General features: G+C 37.9%; 16 protein-coding genes. 11 read left to right on the top strand and 5 right to left on the bottom strand.

The window, feature by feature from the left end:
* Positions 1 to 643 precede the first annotated feature (643 nt).
* Positions 644 to 1,417 carry a TerC family protein gene (locus EKM78_RS11085; protein WP_125772249.1) on the top strand — a complete coding sequence of 258 codons (774 nt, stop codon included), beginning with the start codon at positions 644 to 646 and terminating at the stop codon, positions 1,415 to 1,417.
* A 321-nt stretch (positions 1,418 to 1,738) separates the two neighbouring features.
* Here the strand turns inward: EKM78_RS11085 and EKM78_RS11080 are convergent, their stop codons facing one another.
* Both EKM78_RS11080 and EKM78_RS11075 read right to left on the bottom strand, forming a co-directional pair.
* Positions 1,739 to 2,590: a helix-turn-helix domain-containing protein gene (locus tag EKM78_RS11080; RefSeq protein WP_125772247.1), complete on the bottom strand. Its 852-nt coding sequence runs from the start codon at positions 2,588 to 2,590 to the stop codon at positions 1,739 to 1,741.
* Between the two features lie 98 nt (positions 2,591 to 2,688).
* Positions 2,689 to 3,054, bottom strand: coding sequence for a DUF488 domain-containing protein (locus EKM78_RS11075; protein ID WP_125772245.1), 366 nt, complete (start codon positions 3,052 to 3,054; stop codon positions 2,689 to 2,691).
* Positions 3,055 to 3,132: 78 nt separating this feature from the next.
* Here EKM78_RS11075 and EKM78_RS11070 point away from each other — a divergent pair, with 78 nt between their 5' ends.
* The 5 genes from EKM78_RS11070 (at position 3,133) to EKM78_RS11050 (ending at position 7,135) form a co-directional block, all read left to right on the top strand.
* Positions 3,133 to 4,332, top strand: a complete 1,200-nt coding sequence (locus tag EKM78_RS11070) for a betaine/proline/choline family ABC transporter ATP-binding protein (RefSeq protein WP_125772243.1) — start codon at positions 3,133 to 3,135, stop codon at positions 4,330 to 4,332.
* Positions 4,329 to 4,964, top strand: a complete 636-nt coding sequence (locus EKM78_RS11065) for an ABC transporter permease (RefSeq protein WP_125772241.1) — start codon at positions 4,329 to 4,331, stop codon at positions 4,962 to 4,964. The genes EKM78_RS11070 and EKM78_RS11065 overlap by 4 nt, the downstream gene beginning before the upstream one ends.
* Before the next feature lie 2 nt (positions 4,965 to 4,966).
* Positions 4,967 to 5,890 (top strand): osmoprotectant ABC transporter substrate-binding protein, encoded by a 924-nt coding sequence (locus EKM78_RS11060; RefSeq protein ID WP_125772239.1) that lies wholly within the window; start codon positions 4,967 to 4,969, stop codon positions 5,888 to 5,890.
* A complete protein-coding gene (locus EKM78_RS11055) occupies positions 5,890 to 6,558 on the top strand; it encodes an ABC transporter permease (protein ID WP_125772237.1) in 669 nt (222 codons plus the stop codon). The genes EKM78_RS11060 and EKM78_RS11055 overlap by 1 nt, the downstream gene beginning before the upstream one ends.
* 139 nt (positions 6,559 to 6,697) lie before the next feature.
* A complete protein-coding gene (locus EKM78_RS11050; protein ID WP_164507320.1) occupies positions 6,698 to 7,135 on the top strand; it encodes an Hsp20/alpha crystallin family protein in 438 nt (145 codons plus the stop codon).
* A gap of 672 nt (positions 7,136 to 7,807) precedes the next feature.
* Here EKM78_RS11050 and EKM78_RS11045 read toward each other — a convergent pair.
* Both EKM78_RS11045 and EKM78_RS11040 read right to left on the bottom strand, forming a co-directional pair.
* A complete protein-coding gene (locus EKM78_RS11045; protein ID WP_125772233.1) occupies positions 7,808 to 8,062 on the bottom strand; it encodes an AbrB family transcriptional regulator in 255 nt (84 codons plus the stop codon).
* A 92-nt stretch (positions 8,063 to 8,154) separates the two neighbouring features.
* Entirely contained in the window at positions 8,155 to 8,553 is a 399-nt protein-coding gene (locus tag EKM78_RS11040) for a hypothetical protein (RefSeq protein ID WP_125772231.1), read from the bottom strand.
* Positions 8,554 to 9,154: 601 nt separating this feature from the next.
* Between EKM78_RS11040 and EKM78_RS11035 the strand changes: the two genes are divergently transcribed.
* Genes EKM78_RS11035 through EKM78_RS11015 form a run of 5 tightly spaced genes read left to right on the top strand, consistent with a single transcriptional unit; the run spans position 9,155 to position 13,499 of the window.
* Positions 9,155 to 9,934 (top strand): SDR family oxidoreductase, encoded by a 780-nt coding sequence (locus EKM78_RS11035; RefSeq protein ID WP_125772229.1) that lies wholly within the window; start codon positions 9,155 to 9,157, stop codon positions 9,932 to 9,934.
* Between the two features lie 45 nt (positions 9,935 to 9,979).
* Complete coding sequence (locus EKM78_RS11030; RefSeq protein ID WP_125772227.1) at positions 9,980 to 10,810, top strand: transketolase; 831 nt, start codon at positions 9,980 to 9,982, stop codon at positions 10,808 to 10,810.
* Positions 10,803 to 11,750: a transketolase family protein gene (locus EKM78_RS11025; protein WP_125772225.1), complete on the top strand. Its 948-nt coding sequence runs from the start codon at positions 10,803 to 10,805 to the stop codon at positions 11,748 to 11,750. The genes EKM78_RS11030 and EKM78_RS11025 overlap by 8 nt, the downstream gene beginning before the upstream one ends.
* Positions 11,737 to 13,206 (top strand): FGGY-family carbohydrate kinase, encoded by a 1,470-nt coding sequence (locus EKM78_RS11020; RefSeq protein ID WP_245995068.1) that lies wholly within the window; start codon positions 11,737 to 11,739, stop codon positions 13,204 to 13,206. The genes EKM78_RS11025 and EKM78_RS11020 overlap by 14 nt, the downstream gene beginning before the upstream one ends.
* 8 nt (positions 13,207 to 13,214) lie before the next feature.
* A complete protein-coding gene (locus EKM78_RS11015; RefSeq protein ID WP_125772222.1) occupies positions 13,215 to 13,499 on the top strand; it encodes a SemiSWEET family transporter in 285 nt (94 codons plus the stop codon).
* 106 nt (positions 13,500 to 13,605) lie between these two features.
* Here EKM78_RS11015 and EKM78_RS11010 read toward each other — a convergent pair whose 3' ends face one another.
* Positions 13,606 to 14,616 carry a LacI family DNA-binding transcriptional regulator gene (locus EKM78_RS11010; protein WP_125772221.1) on the bottom strand — a complete coding sequence of 337 codons (1,011 nt, stop codon included), beginning with the start codon at positions 14,614 to 14,616 and terminating at the stop codon, positions 13,606 to 13,608.
* Positions 14,617 to 15,052: the final 436 nt, after the last annotated feature.

Genomic DNA, 15,052 nt, shown 5'->3' with positions numbered 1-15,052 from the left:
GTTAATGAACCGCCGTATACGGAACCGTACGTACGGTGGTGTGAGAGGTCGGTAGCCTAGCTACCTCCTACTCGATCTACTGAACCCATATAGCACCCCGCCCCTCCACCTAGATAGTTATTGATATCACTCTCTTTTTTTAGTTTTACCGACTTTTTGTGATTAAATTGGCTAATTGTCCTGCCCTATTTCTCACATGTCTATCTCAGGCTTTATCTATTCTGGTGGGGAGTAGGAGCTTCATTTTCTTGTTAGGATGTATACTCTGTTTAGATTACTGACCCTTTTCTCGGTTCGCTGGACTAAAGCTCCGCTCATTTTTGTGTTTTTTGTACATTGCTGTTTTGGTTTTTCTTTGTTTTATTAGTTAGACAAGAGTCAATATCCTTTTTGTTTTATTGCTTTCGCTTCTTACTTGCGTGTTCGTTTCTCTCACACTCTCGCTTCATTTTTGTCCTTACTATTTTTTTATCTACTTGTTTATCTTTTTAGCTTGGTGTCTATATTTTCTGAAATTATTGATATTTTTTCATATTCTGCTTTTCTTAACTAAATAATAATATTTGGTCGATTTGTTTGGATTATTTCTTTAAGACTCTGTATAATTCTAGACACAATAATATGAAATGAGGAATATTTTTAATTGAATGTACTGATTAATATGTACGCACCATTCTTTGATCTTAACAACTGGAAGACGGTTATTACTTCTGGTAGTGATTGGCTTTTGATTTTGTCACTGGTTGTTATGGAGTGTATTTTGTCGGTTGATAATGCCGTAGTATTAGCAGCACAAACTCAGACTTTGCCTACTAAGAAAGAGCAGGAGAAATCTCTTTTTTATGGGTTAGTTGGAGCTTATATTTTCCGTTTTATCGTTATCGGACTCGGCGTTTACTTGATCAATTTCTGGTGGATCAAGGCTTTTGGGGCTATTTACTTGTTTTATCTAGCTGTTAAGTTTTTCTTCTTTGAAAAGAAGAAGTCTCAAAATCCTGAGATTCCTAGTTCTAAACCTAAGGAAAAAGGTTGGAAGAAGTATATTAAGATTTCGCTTTTCTGGCAAGTGGTTATTTCTATCGAATTGATGGATATTGTGTTCTCGATTGATTCTGTTTTAGCTGCTTTGGCTATTTCTGAAAATCCGGTGATTGTTTTAATTGGGGGTATTATCGGGATTCTTGCTATGAGAGGTATTGCTCAAGTGATTATGCGCTTTATGAAGAAGATTCCTGAGCTGCAAGATATGGCTTACTTCCTGATTCTTTTCATTGCCGTTAAACTGTTCCTATCTATCCCGGCTATCGATATCCATATACCAAATATTCTATTCGTCTTCGTTCTCATCGGAGCAATCATTGTTACATTGATCGTGCACCACTTTAACGAGAAGAAGAAAGCAAACAATTCAAATTAACATTTGAAAAAATTTACAATACAAACGACAAAAGGCAATGCGCTGGAATTCCAGTTGCATTGCCTTTTTTATATATTAGCCCTTCAACCTAGGTTCTGCGGAAAGGTGGAAGAAATCCGTTGTCAGGTGTGAAATCCCACTTGGAGACGAAGGAGCTTAGTGGAAGACTCGTATTTGAGATCGTCGAAGTTCACTTCTTCGAGGATCTCAAATCGACGTCCACACCGTTCCACAGCACAATTCCCGGAACCCTCCCGCAGAATCGGCAATCAGCGCTCTACAAAAAAATCTAGCTATTTCTAGCTAGATCTCACAAAATTGCTATATTTCCAAATACTCACCATTTCTAAAATCAGATGGCGTGTAGCCGGTGTACTTTTTGAATGTCTGACTGAAGTAACTGATACGGGTGAAGCCTAATTCATCTGATACTTCACTGATGCTATGACTAGTTTGTTTTAAAATGATCATGGCCTTTTGGATTTTACGCGCATTTAAATACACGGAGAAGCTTAGCTTGGTTTCGCGTTTGAATAATTTGCTGAAGTAGTAGTCGGACAAAAATACTTTGCTTGATACTTGGTCCAGCGTTAAGTGCTTATCTAAGTTTTCATCGATGTATTCGATGGCTGAGATGATTGCCTCATTTAACGTTGATAGTTTCTTTAGTTGTTGTAAGGCTTTGTTATCGTCGTCATTTAGCTCGTCAATGATGTCATCGACTTCCACTGGGTACTTGATCATGAAGGAGCCTATTCCGTGGTTGTCGATCAGAATGCGACTCATGCTTTCGATCAATCGCTTTAAAAAGTCACTGTGTTCTCGTAATTGTTGCGTCAACAAACCTGTTCCATTACTCGGGGCTTGCGAAAGTGGACTTACGCAACATACTCTGCCGATGATTTGGCCGATCGAAGCGATCCTTAGTGAAGAATCTGAATAAGCTAACTTGTAATCAACATGGTTGTTAGCAATCTCATTCATATTCTTTAACTCCGTGAGCTGTGCAAACATCCCTTCGCGATTGACGTTACCAAAAATCTCGGATCGTAGATCCCCAGAATTGTCAACGACGTACATCACAATATGGTTGGTTGTTGCATAATCTTCAAGAAGGCGGATCAATGTTTTTTCATTGCTAGACAATAGTGCCTCAATATCAAATTCTTCCATATATGTCTTCCCAACTTGTTGCTTAATACTAATATTATAATAGCGAAAAATTGGTAATTCAATTGAAAAAACATAACATTTACATTATTTTGTCATTGCTAAGCTTTTATTTGTTCGTTTAAAAAATCGATCAGAACATTAGCGTTGTTATATTTCTGTTCCTTGGAACCATATAATAGTAGAACATCTTGCTCTTTCAATGCATCCTTGATCGTTTGGACAAATTCGGCTGTGTAATCGTTTGTATTTATTTCTTCTAAATATTTTTCTTTAAATTTTGGAAATTTTTCAGAGTCGTGTGAAAACCACTTTCTAAGCTCTGGTGTTGGGGCAATTTCCTTCGCCCAAAGGTCCAATTGAGCCCGTACTTTCGACATTCCGCGGGGCCAGACCCGATCAATCAAAATTCTATATCCTGCTGGCAATTCCTTGTCATATATACGTTTAACTATGATTTTATTCATAATATAACTGTGCCTCTTTTGAATTAATCTCCACATAATTGTATCATAACAAACGATAATATATTTATAGGAGGTTTTATGGCTACTGCTAAAGAAATCGTCTCTTTTAAGGATGTAGCAAAGATTTATCGTGGTCGCGCTGCTGTCTCTGATGTCAACATCACGATCAAGGAGGGAGAATTCGTCTGCTTTATTGGTACGTCTGGTTCAGGTAAGACTACTACTATGCGTATGATTAATCGGATGTTGGAACCCACTAAAGGAACTATTATCTTTAAGGGCAAGAACATCAAGAAGTATGACCCCGTTAAACTGCGTCGTACTATCGGGTACGTTATCCAGAACAATGGGTTGATGCCACATATGACTATCAAGGATAACATCACCCTCGTACCAAAATTACTAAAATGGTCGCAAGAAAAGATGGACCAAAAAGCACGTGAATTGATCAAACTGGCTGAACTTCCTGAAAGTTACCTGGATATGTTTCCAGCTGAGCTTTCTGGTGGTCAGCAACAAAGAATCGGTGTCGTTCGTGCTCTAGCTGCCGATCAAGATATTATCTTGATGGATGAACCGTTTGGAGCTCTCGATCCGATCACTCGTGATAATCTTCAAGATCTCGTTAAACATTTACAAGAAACTCTGGGAAAGACGATCGTCTTCGTTACCCACGATATGGATGAAGCATTAAAATTGGCTACTCATATCGTCATTTTAGACAGTGGGAAGATCATTCAAGATGATACGCCAGACAATATCTTGCAGCACCCTGGCAACAACTTCGTAAAGAATCTTTTAGGTGAAGAGCGCTTGCTCCAGGCTCAACAAGATACCCTGTCTGTTGGCGACATCATGTCGAAGAATCCTGCTCATATTACATTGGGCAAATCGCTTTCCGAAGCTATATGGGAAATGAGTCGACACCACGTCGACTCACTATTAGTCACTGATGATAGTAAGAAACTCAAAGGTTACATTGACCTCGAAACGATCAATGATCATTATGCCAAAGATCTTTCAGTTTCTGATATTTATGCTAACAATATGATCAAAGTTAAAGCTGACTCTTATTTAAGAGATACTTCTGAACGTATTTTGAAACAAGGTTATAAATACGTTCCGGTGATCGATTCCGACAATACACTGATCGGTATCGTTACCCGTGCTTCATTAGTCAACGTCGTTTTTGACGCTATTTGGGGTAAAGATGAGTTGGAAAATCCTGAGGATGCTAACTTACCAGCTTCAATTACTGAAGGAAGTGAAAAGTCATGATCGACTTTCTCAATCAGCATGGATCGGAACTCATCATTAAAACTTGGGAACAGATCTATATCGCTGGTTTTGCCATTCTTCTAGGTGTCATCGTGGCAATTCCATTAGGCGTACTTTTGACATGTTTCCCCAAAACTGCCAAGTACGTCATGTCGATCACTAGTATGTTACAGACGATCCCGTCGCTGGCCTTATTGGCCTTAATGATCCCGATTTTTGGTATCGGGAAACTACCTTCGATCGTAGCTTTATTCATTTATTCATTATTACCAATTTTACGAAACACCTACATTGGTATGGCTAAGGTCAATCGAAATTTAGTCGACGCTGCCAAAGGTATGGGTATGACAACGATGCAATCGATCTTAAAAGTCGAGATCCCAATGGCTATGCCGATCATCATGTCAGGTGTGCGTCTTTCTACTATTTATGTTATTTCCTGGTCAACTTTAGCATCATACATCGGTGCCGGCGGTCTAGGTGATTTCATCTTCAATGGTTTAAACTTGTACAACCCAAGTTTGATCATTGGTGGTACGATCCCAGTCACGATCCTGGCTATTTTAGCTGATTATTTACTAGGAAAACTTGAAAAGCGGATCACTCCAGCGACGAAGAGAAGTGAGGCGTAATCATGAAGAAACTTAAAAAGATCTTTACCCTCATAAGTATTGCTTTACTATTATTCGTCTCTGGTTGTGGTTGGCCTGGTTTAGGCTCGACTTCAAAAGACACGATCAAGGTCGCCAGTCTTTCGACGACCGAATCGATGATCCTAGCTGAGATCATTATGCAATTGATCTCACACGAAACTGATCACAGTACCGAAATCGTCAATAACCTAGGCTCCGGTCAATTGGTCCACCAAGCTTTGATGAATGGTGATGCCGATATTGCCTCGGCTAATTTTACTGGTAACGAATTGATCACAACTTTGAATCACGCTCCCATCAAAGACGAGCAAAAAGCTAATCGCGTCGTTACTAAATTGTATAAAAAGCGTTTTGATCAAACTTGGATGCCAACTTATGGTTTCGCCGATACTTACAACATGTTAGTCACTCAAGAAACTGCTAAGAAGTACCATTTGAATAAGATCAGCGATATGAAAAATATCGCTTCGAAGATCAACATTGGTGCCGATAACATTTGGGTCAATCGTCCGGATGACGGTTATGAACCTTTTGCCCAAACGTATGATTTTAAATTCAAACGAGTCTACCCTATGCAGATCGGTTTAGTTTACTCAGCTGTTGCTGCCGGTAAGATGTCTGCGGTTTTAGGATACTCAACTGACGGTCGGATCAAGAGTTACAATCTGAAGATCCTACCTGACGATAAGAACTTTTTCCCACCGTACGATACTAGTATGGTCGTTAACAATTCCTTGTTCAGAAAGTATCCGGAATTGAAGCCACTTTTGCATCGCTTAGACGGCAAGATTTCTGTTTCCACGATGCAAGATATGAATTATCAAGTGGACAATAACTTACGCGAGCCCGCTGACGTCGCAAAAGAGTTCTTAAACAAACACAATTATTTTCGAGGTGATAAATAATGGCTGATCAGCCGCTTTGGAACAAATTAGTTTTTTACTTTACACATAACGGCATGTACTTATTAGAACAATTTGGTCGTCATTTCCTCATTTCCTTTTACGGAGTCTTATTGGCGGCCATCGTAGGTATCCCCTTAGGTATTTATATGGCTAACCATTTTCATCTAGGTGATTTCATCATCAGTATCGCTAACGTGATCCAGACTATCCCTTCACTAGCGATGCTGTCGATCATCATGTTATGGCTAGGATTAGGTGTCAACACCGTTATCGTGACGATTTTCTTATATTCGTTGCTGCCTATTTTAAAAAATACCTATACTGGTATGAAAAATGTTGATCCTAATACGATCGATTCAGCTCGAGGAATGGGTATGACTTCTTTTCAAATGTTATACATGGTCAAACTTCCTTTAGCGATGTCGGTTATCATGTCCGGAATTAGAACTGCTATGGTCGTCGCCATTGGTAACACAGCTATCGGTGCCTTCGTTGGTGCCGGTGGACTTGGTGATTTGATCATCCGTGGTACGAATGCCACTGATGGTGCACCATTGATCCTAGCTGGTGCTTTGCCAACAGCACTCATGGCTATCGTAACTGATTTGGTCATCGGATTATTGCAAAAACATTTTGAACCAACTGGTTATTATAAAACTGAAGAATAACATTTTTGGCACTCAAAACTTTTGAGTGCTATTTGTTTGCATTTATCAAATGAGGAACTATAATGTAGTTGTAAAGTGAAAGAGGGAAAGAACCCTCCGGACGCTACAGTTTTTTTAACGAAAGGAAGCTTCGATATATATGACAAACGAAATTATGGATCGTCGTAATGATATTAGAGATTGGATGAACAGTGATCCTTGGATGAACGGCTTTACATCAATGTTTAATGATGTTTTACCACAAGCTCAAACTTTAAAAACAGACATTAAAGAATCAGACAAAGACTATACTGTTCGCGTTGACATGCCCGATTTTGACAAGAAGAACATCGATGTCAGCTACAATAACAATACTTTAACCATTAGCGGACACCGTGATGACTTTGCAGATCAAAATAACAAGAACGGTGATGTGATTATGAGCGAACGTTCAAGCGGCCGTTTCGCAAGACAATATCACTTACCTGCAGTTGATTCTGATAAAATTGAAGCAAATTATGAGAATGGAGTTCTCAATGTCTCATTGCCTAAGGTTGCAAAGAGTGAAGATTCTGAGCATCATATTGAGATCCAATAATATTTAGATTGAGCATTGATTCTCATCGGAGAGGTTTAAGGAATTATGTCGCACAACACCATGGATCCATGGTGACGGCAAATTTCTTTCACCTCTCCTTTTTTTATTTGGTGATGAACATTATTTTTTGTTTCTAATACGGTTTCACAGAATATTCACAGTTTGTATATAGTTCATTCATATTAGTTGGGTACCATATTACTTGTAGATGAGAGATATGGATCTCTTATCACCCCTATAACGATAGATATATTTTAATCCCCTTAAACATATAGAATTAAAAAAGGTCATTCTTTCCCCGGAATGGTCTTTTTTGCAGCTTGAAATGTAGCAATGCAATATTCACAGTTATTTCATATTTTAAGAATAATTACTTCAATTTTTACCGTTATTATAGTAGTTGTAGATGAGAGATATGGATCTCTTATCACCCCCCTATAACATATATAATATTAATCCCCTATTGAAAACCACTCCTCCCCAGAGTGGTTTTCTTTTTTGTTTAAATTGTAAATACTGTTTTGATCTAAACAATTGGCTATGATTCTTTTCCAAAAGTAACTTATTTGGATCAATTGGCACTAGATTTAAACTTGGAGGGTATGGAAAACCAATTGTTTTACTATTAGAACGATTATGCACCAATTAATTGATAACCTTCAATCAGGTAAATCATGAGTCCTCTAATCTTTTCATCAAATCAGAATGTTTTTCAAATAATCCTTTTGCAGACTTTAGAACATTTGGCCGTTCTTTCTCAATTTTTTTAAAAGTTATTTTTTTACCATCAGGTGAGACAATTTTTTCGAAATAATTGTTCACGTCGGCATTCAACAATTCTCGATCTTTTTTCGAAATTCTAAAGCCATATGAACTTCCATTTTTAAACATTTTAACGATCTGCTTTAATTCTTCTGGATCATTCATTACATCATCCCCTTGTATGGACGTGATATTATTCTAAAAGTTCAAACTTCCCGCTAACTAAAAAAAACACTCCTTTCCAGAGTATTCTGCGTCTAATCCTGTGTTTGAATGAACAATGGCATGGTTGTACCTATTATGACAAATTCTGCATCGGCACTAATATAAGCATTGTCGCTTACTTGGTAAAATAGTCCGTTTGATTTTGTCTTTACTAGTGTGGTCGAGGTCCAATTTGTGTTTGGTAAAGCTTTTCTAGCAGTTTTCTTGATAGCTCCGTTGTCGATCTCATATACAGGAACGGCGGTGTCTTTGACTGTGATCGTATTGAATGAAGTTGTGAAGTTATCGTGATTTACTTTGTTAGTTGTAATTTCAGTTATGTAATCAGGTTGTGTCGATTGATCAGCGGTAGTTGCAGCCTGACTAGTTAATGCTGGAGTAAAAAGTCCGAATGTTAAAGCGATGGCACTAGCAAATAATATTTTTTTCATCATGATCTCCCCTTTTTTTCATCATACTACATTAAAAACGCACTGATACCGTTTACTTCACAAATCATTCATATTTTCCCAATAATTTGTTCATTTCTATCAGTTATGATAGTACTTGTAAATAAGAGGAGCACATCCCTTATTTCCCCCCTATAACATAATATTGATCCCCTTAAAAATCACTTTCCCCTGAGTGATTTTTTTGTTTGGTGATATTTGTTAATGTTCACAATTAATTCACACTTTGTGTATAATTACTTCACTTTTTCTGGGTATTATAGTATTTGTAGATAAGAGAAATACATCTCTTACCTCTCCCCCTATAACATAATATTAATCCCCTAATGAATAACACTCCTCCCCAGAGTGTTATTTTTTTTTGCATTTTTTTATTTCACTAAACGCGATTAGATATTTAGTTGCGTTTAGAAGTGTTCAGCTTAGTTTTATCGATTTCTCCTAAAAATCACTAAATCATTGTCTAAATAATATATACTAAATCCGCTACAAATCAGCGTTGGTAACCTTTTACATTATTTTTATTCAGTGATATTGTATGAATAGTTCAATAAATATACTAATTTTTTAGGAGGAAATTATTATGATTAAGTATGAAAAAGTAAACGGAGATTTTGACCTTAGTGGTAAATCTGCAATTGTTATTGGTGGTGCCGGTGGTATTGGTGAATCAACTGCTCGTATGTACGCTAAAAAAGGTGCCAATGTTGCTATTGCTGATACTAAAAATACTGTCGGCTCAGTTGCTCAAAGCATCGCTAAAGACTATGGCGTTCAAACCGTGGGTGTCAATGTAGATGTTACTAACCAACAAAGCGTTGATGACATGGTAGCTACTGTTGTTGATTCGTTCGGCGAGATAAACATTTTAGCTGCTATGCCTGGATTTGTCGAACTTCATCGTGCAACAGACATGCCAATCGATATTATTGAAAAGCATCTCAATGTTAATGCTGTCGGCGTGTTCAGAGCTTGCCAAGCCGTTGCTAAACAAATGATCAAACAAGGTAAAGGTGGCAAGATCGTATGCATCACATCACAAGCTGATTTTATTGCTATCAACAAACACGTTGCTTACACCATGAGTAAAGCTTCACTAGTCGGTATGATCAAAGTTTGTGCTCTTGAATGGGCTGAATACGGAATTAACGTTAATGGTGTCGCTCCAACTGTTGTAAATACATATATGGGTGAAAAAGCATGGCAAGGTAAAGTTAAAGATGACATGATTGCTAAGATCCCTGCTGGTCGTTTTGCTGAAACTGATGAAATTGCCGGTGCTGTCTTGTTCATGTCAAGTCCTGAATCAAATATGATCACTGGTGAAGATCTAGTTGTCGATGGTGGATTTACAATTTACTAAAATTTATGCCACTATCTAAAACCAATATTGAGGAGTGTTTTAAATATGGATACAAAATCCTTAGAACTTAAAGCAGCTGAAATGCGGTTAGCAACTTGGAAAATGATTTATCAAGCCAAAACAGGTCATACCGGATCAGATCTTTCTTGTGCTGACATTTTAGTAGCTCTTTATCATCAAGTATTAAAACAAACGCCTGAAACATTTTCTGATCCAGACCGAGACCGTTATATTCAATCAAAAGGACATGCAGTAGAGATCCTCTATAATGTTTTGGCAGACAGAGGGTACTTCCCTAAGTCTGATTTAGTATCGTATTCGCAGTTTAATTCACCTTATATCGGACACCCTACTAATCACATAAATGGAATCGAAATGAATACTGGTTCTTTAGGACATGGCTTAGGACTGAGCGTTGGTATAGCTTTAGCTGGAAAAATCAATCATCGAGATTACCACGTCTATACTTTAATGGGAGATGGCGAACAAGCTGAAGGTTCAGTTTGGGAAGCTGCCATGGCGGCTGGCAATTATCATTTAGACAATTTAACTGCCATCATTGATCACAATCGTTTACAAATTTCCGGACCAACGACTCAAGTCATGAATAGTGAACCATTAGCAGAAAAGTATGTTGCTTTTGGTTTTGATGTAGTGGAAATAAATGGAAACAATATGTCTGAACTAGTTGAAACTTTATCTTCGCCAAATCCTACTAAAAAACCGCGTCTAATTCTTGCTGACACTATCAAGGGACGTGGTATCAGTTTTGCTGAAGGTAAAGCAAACTGGCATCACAAGGTCCCAACAGAAGACGAATTCAATCAAGGAGTTAATGAACTAGAATTAACGATTGGAGGGTTAAAGAATGAGTAATCAAGCCAAAATTGGTAATGTCTTGTGTGAGTCTTTGATCAATGCAACTAATAATGATAAAAATATTTTTGCCATCACTAGTGATTCGAGAGGATCAGCTTCACTCGCTCCTTTTGTTGAAAAATTTCCCGATCAAATTATTGAAATGGGAATTGCTGAACAAAACTCAGTCACTGTTGCTTCTGGTTTAGCTCACTCGGGAAAGCGACCTTTTGTCTTTTCACCAGCTGCTTTTTTGACCATGCGAAGTATTGAACAAGTCAAGGTTGATGTGACTTACTCGAATAGTAATGTCAAACTGATCGGAATTTCCGGGGGTAACTCATATAGTGTCTTAGGTGCAACTCACCACTCTTTACAGGACCTCGCAATCACTAGAGCTTTGCCTAATTTACAGGTTTACATGCCTGCGGATCAGCATCAAGCCCGTTCCTTAATGGCTTACTTAGCAACATCTGACCACCCTGCTTACGTCAGAATTGGTAAAGTTGCACTTCCTGATGTTTATCAAACTGATGACGCCGCTTTTGATAGCCCCGGAAAAGCTAACTTGATAAAAGATTATGGAAATGATGCTGCTTTAATTAGTGCGGGTGAAACTCTAAACGCTACTCTCGAAGCGGCTCAAAATCTACATGAGCAAAATATTAATGTAAAAGTGATCGACCTAGTAAGCATCAAGCCGATCGATTCAGCAACACTCAACGTTATTGCTGATCAAGTTGACAATATTATTACAGTGGAAGAACACTCAAAAATTGGTGGTCTTGGTTCTGCAGTTAGTGAAGTATTAGCACCTCGCGGTGATACTAAGATCAATATTATTGGATTCCCAGATGAACCAGTCATTGCTGGATCTCAAGCTGATGTATTCAAGTATTACAATATGGACGCCAATGGAATTGCCAATGCCGTAAAAAAGCAAGTTGAAGGACGGTGATTTGATGGAAACATTAACTCTTTCAATCGACCAAAGTACCCAGAGTACCAAAGTCTTCCTGATCAACAATCAAGGATCGATCAAATATAAAGTTAGTCAAGGACACAAACAGATCGTCAATGAAAAAGGGTGGATCAGCCATAACTTAAATGAGATCGAGGGAAATCTTAAAACATTGATCCATTCAGCATTACAACACCGTGAAGGCTACACAATCAGTGCTGTGACGATAACTAATCAAAGGGAATCAGCAGCAGCTTGGAGAAAATCAACTGGTGAGCCTCTAGATTTATCGATTGTTTGGCAAGATAATCGTGCAGAAACAATCACCTCTCAAATGCTTAATCAACCTATTGCAAAATCGATCAAGGACAAAACCGGTCTGGCATTATCGCCTTACTTTACTGCAGCTAAATTTGCTTGGTTTTTACAAAATGATCCAGCAATTAAGCTTGCTGACGAAGAACATGATTTATGTTTAGCAACTATGGATAGTTGGGTCCTATACAAATTGACGAATGGCAAAGTATTTAAAACGGAACCCAGCAATGCCAGTCGTACTCAGCTGATGAACATACATGATGGCGATTGGGATTCAACTTTACTTCAACAATTTGGGATTGATCGAGCTTGTTTACCAACAATAGTCGATTCAGATGCAATTTTTGGTGGGACCGATCTCTTCGGTGAACTAAGTCAACCAGTTCCTATCACTAGTATATTAGGGGATTCGCAAGCTGCCCTTTATGCTGAACAATGTCTTAAGGCTGGTGAATTTAAAGTAACCTTCGGAACTGGTTCATCAATTGTCTTAAATACTGGAACCGACTGTATCAGTTCCAATGTTGGATTAAACACATCGATTGCTTGGAGAAAAAATGGTGAAACTACTTACGTCCTTGAAGGTAATATTAACTATTCTGGTGCAATTGTGACATGGTTAAAGAATAATTTACATTTAATCACTACTCCTTCAGAAACCGATTCCATGGCACAATCCGCTAACCCCAACGATACCACGATTTTGATCCCTGCCTTTACTGGTATGGCCGCTCCATACAACCATCCTTCGCTAAAAGCTAATTTAAGTGGCATGACCATCTTAACTGGTCGTAATGAAATTGTTTGTGCTGCATTAAATGCTGTTGCTTTTCAAATAACCGATATTATCAAGCTTATGCAAAAATCATTCACTTCCATGAATAAAACCATCAATGTCGACGGCGGAATGATATCAAATAAATATTTGATGCAACGGCTCAGTAATGTAGCTCAATTAGACGTAGCTGTATCTTCAGTCCAAGAATTAAGTGCCTTAGGAACAGCACTAAACGGCGATGCCGCTCCAAGTTATTCCAAAGAAATTTCCAAACGTTACTTACCTCAGATGTCCAGTGTCGATGCCAATAAATTGCTAAGCCATTGGGCTAGTCAAATAGAGCAATTAACAAAGTAGGTGTGAGTATGGAAGAAAAAACTATATCATCAGATAGTAAACATTTAGCCACTATCGGAAAAATTGCTTCGGTTCTGGCATGTTTAATGTACGTATCATACATTACTCAAATCATTAGTAATTTAAATGGTAATCCTGTTTCCTTTGTTCAGCCGTTAGTAGCTTCAGCTAATGGTTTGATGTGGACTCTTTATGGTTGGTTACGTGTTAAAAAGGATTGGCCACTGATCGTTGCCAATTTTCCTGGAGTAGTTTTTGGACTAATTACTGTTATTACTAGCTTTATACATTAAAAAAAGACTAAATACATCCTCTGTATTTAGCCTTTTTGCGTGAAATGCCCCAACTCAGTTGTAGCATCCTTTAGCAGCCAATCGAATAGTTCGGTGCTCTTTTTAACTATACTGATTTTCTTTTGATCAATTTTGTTCCAACTCGTAATTTTAAAGTGTTTTGTGAAGATCCTTCACTCTCGGCACTGATTGCTTTAACCAAAGTATCAATAGCAGCTACAGCTAGTGCATCTTTAGGAACATCGATGGTCGTCAATTCCGGTTCTGTCAATTTCGAATTTGGTCGATTATTGAATCCTATCACTGCAATATCTTCGGGAATCCTCAATCCAAATTCTTTGAAAGCCCTAATAGCCCCAACCGCAATCGTGTCATCGTCACAGACTAGTGACTTAGGCATAGAAACTCCTTGTTTCAATAATGAACGGACATCGCGATAACTACCGTCTTCTGTATAAGACACGTTATAAATATTTTCAGTAGCAATACTTAAGTTGAACGACCGGATAGCTTTTTCAAAGCCTTCTTGACGCTCTTGAAAACTGCTGATCCTAACAGAACTTCGTAGATAACCAATCTCAGAAATGCCTTTTTCCAAAAGGTAATCTATTGCTTGACGTGTTCCCATGGCATTGTCGATTGAGACCGAATTAATGGGAAAAGTAGTAAAATCATTATCCAATGTGACTATTGGCACTGATGCTTGCATAAATGGCTTAATCTCCGCAATGCTCATTTCAGTTGCCACTAAAATAATACCTTTAGCCTGTAATTCGTTGAGCTTTCCTATTTGTTCAACTAAAGGTTGACGCTCATCAATAGTAAACAAAATAACACTGTATCCAAGTTTGCGTGCATAAGTTTCGATCTTATTCATCACTAAGAGGAAAAAAGGATGGAGATCAAGAATTTGTCCGTGACGCTTGTAAATAACAAAGGCAATGCTCTTCACATCGTTGGCAGAATTAGCTTTAATTAAGTTGCCATAACCCATTTCAATCAATTTATTGATTACTTCGGAACGAGTTTTCGAGGAAACACCGGGTTTATGATTGATAATTAAAGATAAAGCTGCCGCTGATATTCCTAGTTCTTGAGCAATTTCCTTGTTTGTCATGATGGTCTCCTTACTTGATTTATATATAAATGATAAATGTTTTATTTAAAAAGCTCAATGTTTATAAATATTTATAAATAATATATTTCACAATTAATTCATAATTACAAAATAAATACTTCATTATTATCCTTTAGTATATTACTTGTAGATGAGAGGAACAGAGAGTCCTTTCGCTACATTCCCCTCTATAACACAAAATACATATAATAATCCCTAGAATTGAAAAGACGCCCTCCCCTGGCGTCTTTTTTTTGATTTTGATTTTGATTTGGTGTTGGGATAGTGGTGGTATTTTGATTGTGCGCTGATTGCCGGTTCCGGGGCGGGGCGCTATATGGGATTGGAACGTAGCCGACTGCTACAATTTTTTTAACCGGACAGATGAAAAACAATAATCAGTCCGGGAGACGATAACAATGAGTAGGAAAAATAA

The sequence above is a fragment of the Companilactobacillus furfuricola genome (assembly GCF_003946325.1).
Taxonomy (GTDB): Bacteria; Bacillota; Bacilli; order Lactobacillales; family Lactobacillaceae; genus Companilactobacillus; species Companilactobacillus furfuricola.
Note: the sequence above shows the minus strand (reverse complement) of the source record. Positions and strands in the feature narration are given on the sequence as shown.

What these genes read in the sequence shown, in the direction of transcription:
- EKM78_RS11080 (WP_125772247.1), bottom strand. Translation starts at nt 2,590, where the DNA reads ATGGAAGAATTTGATATTGAGGCACTATTGTCTAGCAATGAAAAAACA.
- EKM78_RS11075 (WP_125772245.1), bottom strand. Translation starts at nt 3,054, where the DNA reads ATGAATAAAATCATAGTTAAACGTATATATGACAAGGAATTGCCAGCA.
- EKM78_RS11070 (WP_125772243.1), top strand. Translation starts at nt 3,133, where the DNA reads ATGGCTACTGCTAAAGAAATCGTCTCTTTTAAGGATGTAGCAAAGATT.
- EKM78_RS11065 (WP_125772241.1), top strand. Translation starts at nt 4,329, where the DNA reads ATGATCGACTTTCTCAATCAGCATGGATCGGAACTCATCATTAAAACT.
- EKM78_RS11060 (WP_125772239.1), top strand. Translation starts at nt 4,967, where the DNA reads ATGAAGAAACTTAAAAAGATCTTTACCCTCATAAGTATTGCTTTACTA.
- EKM78_RS11055 (WP_125772237.1), top strand. Translation starts at nt 5,890, where the DNA reads ATGGCTGATCAGCCGCTTTGGAACAAATTAGTTTTTTACTTTACACAT.
- EKM78_RS11050 (WP_164507320.1), top strand. Translation starts at nt 6,698, where the DNA reads ATGACAAACGAAATTATGGATCGTCGTAATGATATTAGAGATTGGATG.
- EKM78_RS11045 (WP_125772233.1), bottom strand. Translation starts at nt 8,062, where the DNA reads ATGAATGATCCAGAAGAATTAAAGCAGATCGTTAAAATGTTTAAAAAT.
- EKM78_RS11040 (WP_125772231.1), bottom strand. Translation starts at nt 8,553, where the DNA reads ATGAAAAAAATATTATTTGCTAGTGCCATCGCTTTAACATTCGGACTT.
- EKM78_RS11035 (WP_125772229.1), top strand. Translation starts at nt 9,155, where the DNA reads ATGATTAAGTATGAAAAAGTAAACGGAGATTTTGACCTTAGTGGTAAA.
- EKM78_RS11030 (WP_125772227.1), top strand. Translation starts at nt 9,980, where the DNA reads ATGGATACAAAATCCTTAGAACTTAAAGCAGCTGAAATGCGGTTAGCA.
- EKM78_RS11025 (WP_125772225.1), top strand. Translation starts at nt 10,803, where the DNA reads ATGAGTAATCAAGCCAAAATTGGTAATGTCTTGTGTGAGTCTTTGATC.
- EKM78_RS11015 (WP_125772222.1), top strand. Translation starts at nt 13,215, where the DNA reads ATGGAAGAAAAAACTATATCATCAGATAGTAAACATTTAGCCACTATC.
- EKM78_RS11010 (WP_125772221.1), bottom strand. Translation starts at nt 14,616, where the DNA reads ATGACAAACAAGGAAATTGCTCAAGAACTAGGAATATCAGCGGCAGCT.